Below are 8,878 nucleotides of genomic sequence, written 5' to 3' on the forward strand. Positions count from 1 at the left end.
GAGTTTATAAATAAGCTTGGCCACCGTAAAATCGGGCCCGGAATTGCCTTTTACAGGCGCAAGTTCCACAAAATCGGCGCCTACCACGTTCCTGCTCTTGCATAGGAGCCTAAAGAATTTGACCACCTGGAACCAGTTCATCCCGCCTGGTTCTGGAGTTCCGGTTGAAGGCATGATAGACGCATCGAACGCGTCGACATCAAAACTAATATATACATTCTTGGAAAGGAGCGCCACCGCCTCCTCCATCCAATAATCTGAACCATGAATGAGGTGCGAATAGAAAGGCCTATTAAGCCCCTCTTTCTTTATCACCTCCGCCTCTTCCAACGAATGATTCCTTATGCCTATCTGAACAAGAGGGACCTTTTCTTCAACCACACGCCTCATAACGCAGGCATGGGAAAGTTTCGAACCATTATATTCATCGCGCAGATCGGCATGTGCATCGAAATGAACTACCGAAATATCATTATAGAACTTCTTAAAAGCCCGGACCGGAGGAGCGCTTATGGTATGCTCTCCTCCCAGAACTATCGGGAACTTCTTGTCCTCAAGTATCTTTTCCGTGACCTTCTGAAGTTCATCAAGATCAGTCACTTCCTTGACCGTAGCTATCCCCTTCTGATAGACCTCTTTCTGAAGCTCTTCATCGAAAAGCTCGACCTGTTCCGAAGCGGCGCAAATAGCCCCGGGCCCTTTGCATGTCCCCCGGCCGTAAGATGTGGTCTTTTCGTAAGGGACCGGAACTATCACAAAATGGGCGTTATCATACTTCAGGAACTTTTCGGGAATGTCGCCTTTGTAGATCATGGCACGAATATCGCGCCGCATACAACAGTCGTCCAGAGGCCCTCTTTATCGCCTACCGACGACTGGGTGACGTTCAATGTTCTGACTATCTCGCCGGAGATTGTCCATGTATCCTGACGCTGGTTCCAAGACTTTGCTGCTTCGAACTTAACGCCCAAAACAGTTGCGAGCATTTCTGCTGCAAGATCTTCGGCGTAATCGCCCGCCTGTTTTTCGGTCTGGCCGAAACCGTGGTGCTCAGAAAGATAACCGTAGTGTGTTCTGTCCTTTGGAATTGAGAGACCTACCGAGGCCGCACAGAGTCTGTGGGGTTCGTCGGTGGCGTTATCGGAAAGAACACAAAAGACCACCTGTCCGGGCTTCAGCTGAAGGTTCCCCTCGCGCCTTGAAATGATGCGGCACCCGGGAGGAAAGATACTTGAGACCCTTACTAGATTATACTGCGCGATACCTGCATCGCGAAGCGCCATCTCGAAGCTCTGCAGCTTCTCTCTGTGCTTGCCTACGCCCTTGGTCAAGAAAACTTGGGTTGGTATATTTGACATGGTGAGCGCCACTAACATAAAAGGTTTGCACACTCAAGAAAAAAACGGCCCTTTTTTTACAAGAACAATGATAAATACAGACCGCCGACTGTGATCTCGGTGAACCTCACATAATGTCCATTCCGCGACATTTGAGATAAGCAGGCGACCGGCTGTCCATTCAGCCGCGCTTGAGGACTTTGCCTTTTCAGTCGTAAAACCTGTGTGGCTTTTAAACCATAAAATTTGGCGTCTTCACTGCGGCAAGCTCGCTCAGGCGCCAAATTTTGAAGCCTTGAACAGGTTTTACTTCCTCATACGACAAACCCCTCATCGCTCGCGTACCGCTCGCGAACGCAAAGCGGCTTCATGGACAGCCGGTCGCCTGCTTATCTCAAATGACAACTTCATTAAAAGGGATGCGCGTGTTTTGAAGGGGCGGGTGAGGTGTGAGAGCGACGTCGCGGAAGGCGCGGCATCGGCAGCCATTTTATAAATGCCGCGCCTGAGCGCCGAGGTGCCGGTTTCGCGGCGTTTGAGCGAAACCGGACACCGGTCGCTCGAATACCTCACCCGCCCCTTCAAAACCGGTCGTATATTGGACATTATGTAAAGTTGGACAATATATCGGGTTACGTCTTGGCTGAATTCAATTTCTGCAGGATCAGGTTGTGACTACTACAAATAATGCAAACAAAAACCCCCTGCATTTTCTGCAGGGGGTTTTCTCGGTTCAACCGAGTTTCAAACTTTTCCGCTCTTAGCGGCAGCAGCGTTTTTTCTTCTTCGCTACTTTCTTTTTCTTCGCTACTTTCTTTTTCTTCGCTACTTTCTTTTTCTTCTTTGGCATATGTCCCCCTCCTCTTTGTTGTTTACATTGTGAATTATAAGGAAAAAAGATCGTACTGTCAAACTTTTTTTTACCAAAAGCCTATTTTTTTTCAGTGGATAACCGCCTCGGCGATCATCTCATCTGCAGTATTTTTTCTTTTAAAGAAAGCGATAGCAACTCCGAGAAGAATAATGCTTCCGCCAAACCATATCCTGGAGCCAATTTGCTCGCCAATGGTAAAATGTGGGATGAACGCTCCAAGCACCGGTTGAATGAAAACAGTGATAGCTATGACATTGACCGAAAGCTTGCTTAAAAAATATAACCACATCGTCCAGCCAACACATGTGCAAAGTATCGAAAGATACAATATGCTGAAGATAGCCTTCCATGAAAAAGCGGTCGACTTGACCGGCGAAAGAACGGCGAAAGGAGACAGAACGAGCGTCGCAAAAAATAATGCCACGGTGAGAACAAGACGCGCTGGATATTTTTCAACGACCGGTTTTGCCACCGGCGAGAAGAATCCGTCAGCAAGAACACCGACGAGCATTAGAATATTTCCCAAAAAGATCGTGTTGGAGAAAAAGTTCTCAAAGGATATGTGGGAGAGGATAAAAAAACCTGTCAGTGCAAGGAACAGTGAAAGGGACCTCCATCCGTCCATTCTCTCCTTGAGTAAGATCCTTGCAACAAGGATGGACGTAACCGGCTCTATAGCGTAAAGAATGGCGGCGTCCGTTGCAAACGATCTGTCGATGCCTACAAAACCAAGGCCGTGAGATGCGGCGATTATTACGCCCAATAGGGCGCCGCGAAATACGACATACCTATCGAGGAGCTTGATATATTTTAATGATATGGCGAACATCACGATCAGGGCTACGCTCATCCTTAAGAAAAGAAAGTGCATAGGCGACATATACTCCAACCCCCACTTCATCACGGTGTAACTGGAGGCCCAGATGACGTTCATTATTATTAAGAGATACATGGATACGGCTGACAAGCTGGCAAGTTAACAGGTTCCCAGGTCAAGAACCTGCAAACCTGTTAACCTGTTAACCCGTTAACAATTCTTAAAGCGGCGCAGGCGGCGCCGAACCCGTTATCGATGTTAACTACCGTTATTCCTTCTGAGCAGGAGTTGAGCATCGCAAAGAGAGGGGTAACGCCGCCGAAGTTGGAACCGTAACCGACGCTTGTCGGCACGGCGATTATTGGCTTTGAGACCAGACCGCCAAGAACGCTTGGAAGGGCCCCTTCCATACCGGCAACAGCTATGAGGACGTCGTTATCGTCGAGTTCTTTCACATGGGCAAGCAACCTGTGGAGGCCGGCAACTCCTACATCATAATATGTCCTGACCTCTGCGCCAAAAAAATTAGCGGTCCTCTTTGCCTCTTCGGCGACCTTCAGGTCGGCGGTCCCTGCGGCGAGTATGGCCAGTCTTCCCTTTATAGATTCTATCTTATGGGCAAGGACCATAAACGTACCGCTTAGGGGGTCGAACTCGGCATTCTTTATCTCTTTAATGATATGTTCGCCCACCTCGGGGTCTGTCCTTGTACCCAGAACGTTCATCCCATTCTCCAGCATCTTCCGGGTAATGGAGATGATATGCTCAGTTGTCTTTCCGCGGCAGTAGATGACCTCAGAAAAGCCGTTCCTTAGATGACGATGCGAATCTACCTTCGCAAAGTCCATCTCTTCGAAAGGAAGGTGGCACAGGTCTTTAAGCACATCGGCAGGGCTCTTTTTGCCTGCGGCTATATCCTCCAACAATTTCAATATATTTTCTTTATTCATGTTTTATTCCGTTTGCCGTCTGGCATGTGACACTCCAATTCTCGACTCGGCACATTCCGGCATAGAAGTCTCTTTTTAAGGAGTCCTCAATCGGAATGAGCCGCAAAAAATGCGTCCAACTCAATTGTCGTATCAGCGATACGACAATCTTCTCATCTGGAAATGCTTCATAGAACTGGATCATGCGACGCAGATTTTTTTCTGAAAAATTACTGCCATATTCACTTGATAGGCCGGTAGCCAGATTTACGACGATACGCATGCCATATTGCGCCCTTTTCCCTTCCAAATTTTCTTGAAAGATGCGCCTGCCAATCTGCCAATAGAGCATGGTAAGCCCCGAATTGACAGCTTGCGCAACATGATCTCGGGCCTTTTCTATCAAACCGCGGATATCATAAAAAAGTGACTTGCTAGACGTGCTTTTGATAAGAACTGACGTTTTGTTCGTTCGTTGCATAGACGATATTGCTTATCGGCTAAAACTGTCCAAAAATCCATAAAAAAATAACCCCCTTTGAACGAGCAAAGGGGGTTAAAATGACATTCATTAGTGGGCACCTCTATAAACCCATTGTTATGTCATTGCGAGGAGCGTCCAGCGACGAAGCAATCTCCATAAATCAAGTGTTTATGGGGGATTGCCGCGCCCCTTCGGGGCTCGCAATGACAGCGTGAGTAGTTTATAGAGGTGCCCCAGTGTGTTCTCTGTAGATGACACATTCACTTGCAATTTATGATTTTTTCCAAATAAGGCGCAATGCCTTCAATGCCATTGTAAAGTTTCACAGCATTATGGGTGTGTTAGTTGGGAGGACAATGGCGTCCGAGCACTCAAGGCAGTTTCTTGAGTGCTCTGTGACCGATAAGCCGTACGAGGTCAAAAAACACATAAGCGGCTTTAAATTTTGGCGCCTGACCGAGCTTGTCGCAGGGAAGACGCCAAAATTCAGCGGTCGATTTAAACTCTATCCTTCGACAGGCTCAGGATGAGCGGGAAGTAAAAAACAAAGCCGCATGTGTTTTTTGGCCGAGAAGGCTTGTCGGTCAAGCTTGGCCTCCCAACTGGCACACCCATCAAGAGCGTCAACTTTCAGTGTCGCAGAACGGGTGTCACATCCCCCCGCCGGTCCTGTAGCCTTTCAGGTCCAGCGTAACATTCTTCCACCCAAGTCCATTTATCTTCTTTACGATATCATCTTTTTTCTCAATGCAGAGTTTGAGACCTTCCTCATCTGATTCTATCCTTGCGAGGTCGCCATGATGGCGGAGTCTTATCTGCCTGACACCTATCGAGAGGAGAAAATTCTCGGCGTCATCTATTCTTTTTAGAAGCTCTTCCGTAAGCGCGGTTCCGGTCGGCACCCTTGAAGAGAGGCATGCGGTAGATGGTCTTTCGGCCAGATCAAGACCCAGCGCCCTCGCTATCTCCCTCACCTCTTCCTTGGTGATGCAGGCGTCGGCGAACGGGGTAGTGACAATAGGGTTTACCTTGGCCGCCTCAAAGCCGGGACGATGTCCTTTTAACTCGGAAGAATTGGTCCCTTCTATGACGTACTTGAGACCCTTCTCCTTGGCCGTCACCGCGAGGGTTTCGAAAAGCTCTCCCTTGCAATAAAAACACCTGTTCTCCGGGTTCGACTTATATAAAGGGTCGTCGAACTCGCAGGTCCTGACGATAACATGGGGAATGCCGTGTTTCTTGCAAAAGTCCTTTGCGGAAGCAATATCTCTTGAAGGAACGCTTGCCGATTCTCCGGTCACGGCCGCCATATTGTTCCCGAGCTCTTCATGAGCTATCTTTGCAAGAACGGCCGAATCGACCCCGCCAGAAAAGGCGACAACAGCGCTTCCAAGCGATCTTATCCTCGCACACAACTCTTTCATCTTATCTGATATCATTATTAGAGTCTCTCCCACGAAACCAAGTGCCAGCCCAGCGTCTTCTTTTGGAGCATGCATCTGACATTATAGATGGGCCCGTCAAGAAGCTTCACCTCTGCGGTCACGGCAACCAACTTTTTATGGACCTCCGCTATATCGAATGTTCGAACACTTTCGATCTTGTACTTGCCCATGTCACTATCGTCGAATTTGTGGCCGTATTTATGAAAATAGCGGTCCATGACATGTTCGGATTTCTTGACTGTCGGGGTCCTGGCGCACGAAGCGGAAACAGCTAAAAATAAAAGCAACAACGCCAGCAAAGGTCTATTTTTTCTTCTCATTAGGGGCCTCCTGCGGGGCCAACTTCAACGGGGCCGCGCCTGGGTAAAGGTCGGGGAAGTATTTATACCTGTTCTCGTAAATGTCAAGCGCCGCCAAAAAGCAGGGGTAGAAATTCTTGGCCGCAAAGCCGTAAGAAGGGTTGTCGTAATGCTTGATTATCCTCACTATATCCTTGGTGCCAAGCTTTCTTACGGCGTCAGCAAGCCTTCCGGGTCCGGAGTTATATGCGCTTATTGCAAGCGGCCAGCTGCCCAGCCTTCTATAGTCGCGAAGAAGATGATTTGCGGCAACATGTGTAGACTTGACCGGATCGTATCGCTCATCATTTCTTCTGCCTACTTTAAGTCCAAAGATCCTTGCCGTTGAAGGCATCAACTGCCAGATACCCGCCGCCTTGCTCTTTGAATATGCCTTAAGATTGAACATCGACTCAACAAAAGGGAGTCTCGATATCTCGTTAGGAATACCCATGTTCTCAAAGACGCTTTCTATCTTGGGAAGATATTTCTTTGATGCCTTGAGCCCCTCTTCGAACTTATCCTTCTGCCCCACCTGCGCCCTTATTCTTTCCGGAGCCTTCCTACCAAGTTTCGACTTCATCTCATCCTTCGCGTCTTTCATAACATCTTCGCGCCTTGCAAGGCACTCTTTCTTCGGGGGTTCGGAACAATGGGGAAGGTCTATCACCCCTAACACCCTGCCTAAATTATTGGGATCGTGAAGGACCGCCTGGTCGGTAGTATATTCGGTATATACGCTGGTCCAGAATTCTACCTCTTTTTTTATACCGTGCGGAACATCAAAAAGACCCTTTTTCTTGGGTGACGCGTTGAGGCTTGGCTCCGGCCTCTGATATTTTGTGATGGCGACCGTCATCTCCTCTTCTTTGGAAACGGGAACCTCCGCCTTGACCGCGGGAAGCTGTGGAGCCGGAACCTCATCCATATATTCAGGAACAGGTGCGGCCGGAGGGATCTCTTCCTGCACCGCCATGGGTTTTACAGTGGCAAGCGACATTCCTGGAGATGGTGTTATATAAGGTTTCGGAATCTGCGAAGAGAGATATACATTGAAGACAAGATGGAACGATATTAATATTCCCGCAACCATAAGATATACTCCCAAGGCTTTTTTCATAAATCTGTGAACGTCTCCACTATCGCTTGAGAAACCCTTCTTCCCCTTGTAAAGTCGACCCCTCCGTTCAAAAAGATGACAAAGAGAATCGTTTCATTTCTCTGGGGCCAGAATCCTGCAAGCGAGCTTACCCCGTTAAGCGAGCCGGTCTTTGCCTTAAGCTTCCCGCTCAGGGCGTTGTTCCATCTCTTGAGCGTGCCATCCTCCCCCGCTATGCTCAACGAATCGATATAGACATCCCTTAAATGACGATCTGAATATATGTCGCTCATTACAAGATAGAGGTCGTAAGGGGTCAACTCGTTCTTGTACGAAAGTCCGCTACCGTTCTCGATGCTAAAACCGCTCGCACCAAGATGTTCAAGATATCCACGATAGGCCGAAACCCCCTTTTCAGTGGAACCCGGCGCCCCCTTAACTTTCGCACCTATCGCCTTTGTTAACTGCTCGGCCATGAAGTTGCTCGAGTTCTTGTTCATGTTCTTTAGGATCTCGGAAAGCGGAGGGGACATCTCTTCCATCAAGGGCCTTGATGCCTTCGGCACGATGCCATAATGTACATCACCGTTAACACGAACCCCTTTAGCAACCAGCATCGCCTTCAATGAATCGCCAAAGTGCTGGGTAGGATTTGCAACATTGAAATACTGTTTTCTGCCGGAGGAGTTCGTGGGTATTCTTCCGCTGACGACCACTATATCACCGTCTTTGGTATAACTTCTCTTGATGCTTACCGTGGTCTTGCCGCGCCTAGGTCCTGTTACCGCCTTATTGACCACCTTCACTCCCGGCGCATCGACAACAACCTGCGCCGGCCTTCCGGACTTGTCGCCGGGGAAGACCTCGACCGTAACGGAACCGTGGTTGAGCGCAACAGCGCTGGTCATGGCGTTATATGAGCGGGCGCTCCCCTTTTGTCTCCCAGGAAAGGAACCGCCGTCGAGATAGGTATCATCTATATATACATCGTCTATGCTTACAGGCAGGCCCTTTGCTATGAGGCCGTTAACCGCTTCTTCTAGTCTCTCTATTACAAATGACGGGTCCCCGTATCCCTTCACCCAAAGATCGGAGTCTGCCAGATAGAAATCGGTCGGGAACCTGTAATCAGGGCCAAGGGTCTTGAGTGCAACGGCGCTCGTCACTAGCTTCATGCAGGAGGCTGGATTTAATGGGAGCTCCTTATTTATGTCGATAACAACCTTGTTCTTGGGGAGAGAAACCGCATATACGCCCGCCCTTGTGTTTTTCAGCTTGTTGTTCCTTATTATCTGCTCGACCTTCTGATCGAGCGGCGCCGCGAAGACTATCGAAGAGCAAAAACAAATGACGGTTAAAAAAAGCGGCTTTCTCATCTCACCCCCGGTATTTTTTGCTGAACAGGAAATATAGATTAAACTAAAAGACGGTCAATGTCAAAACTTGAGTACCGAATGTTACTTATGGGCACCTCTAAAAACCCATTGGCGTGTCATTGCGAGGGAGCGTAGTGACCGAAGCAATCTCCATAAATCAAGTGTTTGCTGGAGATTGC

The 8,878-nt window shown here is 48.6% G+C and carries 10 protein-coding genes; 1 reads left to right on the plus strand and 9 read right to left on the minus strand.

Features of this window, described 5'->3' with window-relative positions:
- The 5 genes from speB to COV46_04835 all read right to left on the minus strand — a co-directional run.
- The coding region (gene speB / locus COV46_04815; protein ID PIR17323.1) for an agmatinase at positions 1 to 834 on the minus strand (834 nt) is incomplete at its 3' end.
- Entirely contained in the window at positions 810 to 1,358 is a 549-nt protein-coding gene (locus COV46_04820) for an arginine decarboxylase, pyruvoyl-dependent (protein PIR17360.1), read from the minus strand. The genes COV46_04820 and speB, both read right to left, overlap by 25 nt.
- Before the next feature lie 920 nt (positions 1,359 to 2,278).
- Positions 2,279 to 3,163: a hypothetical protein gene (locus COV46_04825; GenBank protein PIR17324.1), complete on the minus strand. Its 885-nt coding sequence runs from the start codon at positions 3,161 to 3,163 to the stop codon at positions 2,279 to 2,281.
- 59 nt (positions 3,164 to 3,222) lie between these two features.
- Positions 3,223 to 3,978 (minus strand): 1-(5-phosphoribosyl)-5-amino-4-imidazole-carboxylate carboxylase, encoded by a 756-nt coding sequence (locus tag COV46_04830; protein ID PIR17325.1) that lies wholly within the window; start codon positions 3,976 to 3,978, stop codon positions 3,223 to 3,225.
- A complete protein-coding gene (locus COV46_04835) occupies positions 3,971 to 4,438 on the minus strand; it encodes a hypothetical protein (protein PIR17326.1) in 468 nt (155 codons plus the stop codon). The genes COV46_04830 and COV46_04835 overlap by 8 nt, the downstream gene beginning before the upstream one ends.
- 254 nt (positions 4,439 to 4,692) lie before the next feature.
- On the opposite strand from COV46_04835, the gene COV46_04840 reads away from it, so the two are divergent.
- Complete coding sequence (locus COV46_04840; protein ID PIR17327.1) at positions 4,693 to 4,971, plus strand: hypothetical protein; 279 nt, start codon at positions 4,693 to 4,695, stop codon at positions 4,969 to 4,971.
- Between the two features lie 120 nt (positions 4,972 to 5,091).
- Here COV46_04840 and COV46_04845 read toward each other — a convergent pair whose 3' ends face one another.
- Genes COV46_04845 through dacB form a run of 4 tightly spaced genes read right to left on the minus strand, consistent with a single transcriptional unit; the run spans position 5,092 to position 8,699 of the window.
- Complete coding sequence (locus COV46_04845; GenBank protein PIR17328.1) at positions 5,092 to 5,940, minus strand: TIGR00268 family protein; 849 nt, start codon at positions 5,938 to 5,940, stop codon at positions 5,092 to 5,094.
- On the minus strand, positions 5,883 to 6,206 hold the full coding sequence (locus tag COV46_04850; protein PIR17329.1) for a hypothetical protein: 324 nt from the start codon (positions 6,204 to 6,206) through the stop codon (positions 5,883 to 5,885). Before COV46_04850 ends, COV46_04845 begins: the two co-directional genes overlap by 58 nt.
- Complete coding sequence (locus tag COV46_04855; GenBank protein ID PIR17330.1) at positions 6,190 to 7,344, minus strand: hypothetical protein; 1,155 nt, start codon at positions 7,342 to 7,344, stop codon at positions 6,190 to 6,192. Before COV46_04855 ends, COV46_04850 begins: the two co-directional genes overlap by 17 nt.
- Positions 7,341 to 8,699, minus strand: a complete 1,359-nt coding sequence (dacB, locus tag COV46_04860; protein PIR17331.1) for a D-alanyl-D-alanine carboxypeptidase/D-alanyl-D-alanine-endopeptidase — start codon at positions 8,697 to 8,699, stop codon at positions 7,341 to 7,343. The genes COV46_04855 and dacB overlap by 4 nt, the downstream gene beginning before the upstream one ends.
- Positions 8,700 to 8,878: the final 179 nt, after the last annotated feature.

The sequence above is a fragment of the Deltaproteobacteria bacterium CG11_big_fil_rev_8_21_14_0_20_49_13 genome (assembly GCA_002796305.1).
Lineage (GTDB): Bacteria > UBA10199 > UBA10199.

Bases quoted from the DNA above. Each gene is read 5' to 3' on its own strand.
- COV46_04820 (PIR17360.1), bottom strand. From the start codon at position 1,358: ATGTCAAATATACCAACCCAAGTTTTCTTGACCAAGGGCGTAGGCAAG.
- COV46_04825 (PIR17324.1), bottom strand. From the start codon at position 3,163: ATGTATCTCTTAATAATAATGAACGTCATCTGGGCCTCCAGTTACACC.
- COV46_04830 (PIR17325.1), bottom strand. From the start codon at position 3,978: ATGAATAAAGAAAATATATTGAAATTGTTGGAGGATATAGCCGCAGGC.
- COV46_04835 (PIR17326.1), bottom strand. From the start codon at position 4,438: ATGCAACGAACGAACAAAACGTCAGTTCTTATCAAAAGCACGTCTAGC.
- COV46_04840 (PIR17327.1), top strand. From the start codon at position 4,693: ATGACACATTCACTTGCAATTTATGATTTTTTCCAAATAAGGCGCAAT.
- COV46_04845 (PIR17328.1), bottom strand. From the start codon at position 5,940: ATGCATGCTCCAAAAGAAGACGCTGGGCTGGCACTTGGTTTCGTGGGA.
- COV46_04850 (PIR17329.1), bottom strand. From the start codon at position 6,206: ATGAGAAGAAAAAATAGACCTTTGCTGGCGTTGTTGCTTTTATTTTTA.
- COV46_04855 (PIR17330.1), bottom strand. From the start codon at position 7,344: ATGAAAAAAGCCTTGGGAGTATATCTTATGGTTGCGGGAATATTAATA.
- dacB (PIR17331.1), bottom strand. From the start codon at position 8,699: ATGAGAAAGCCGCTTTTTTTAACCGTCATTTGTTTTTGCTCTTCGATA.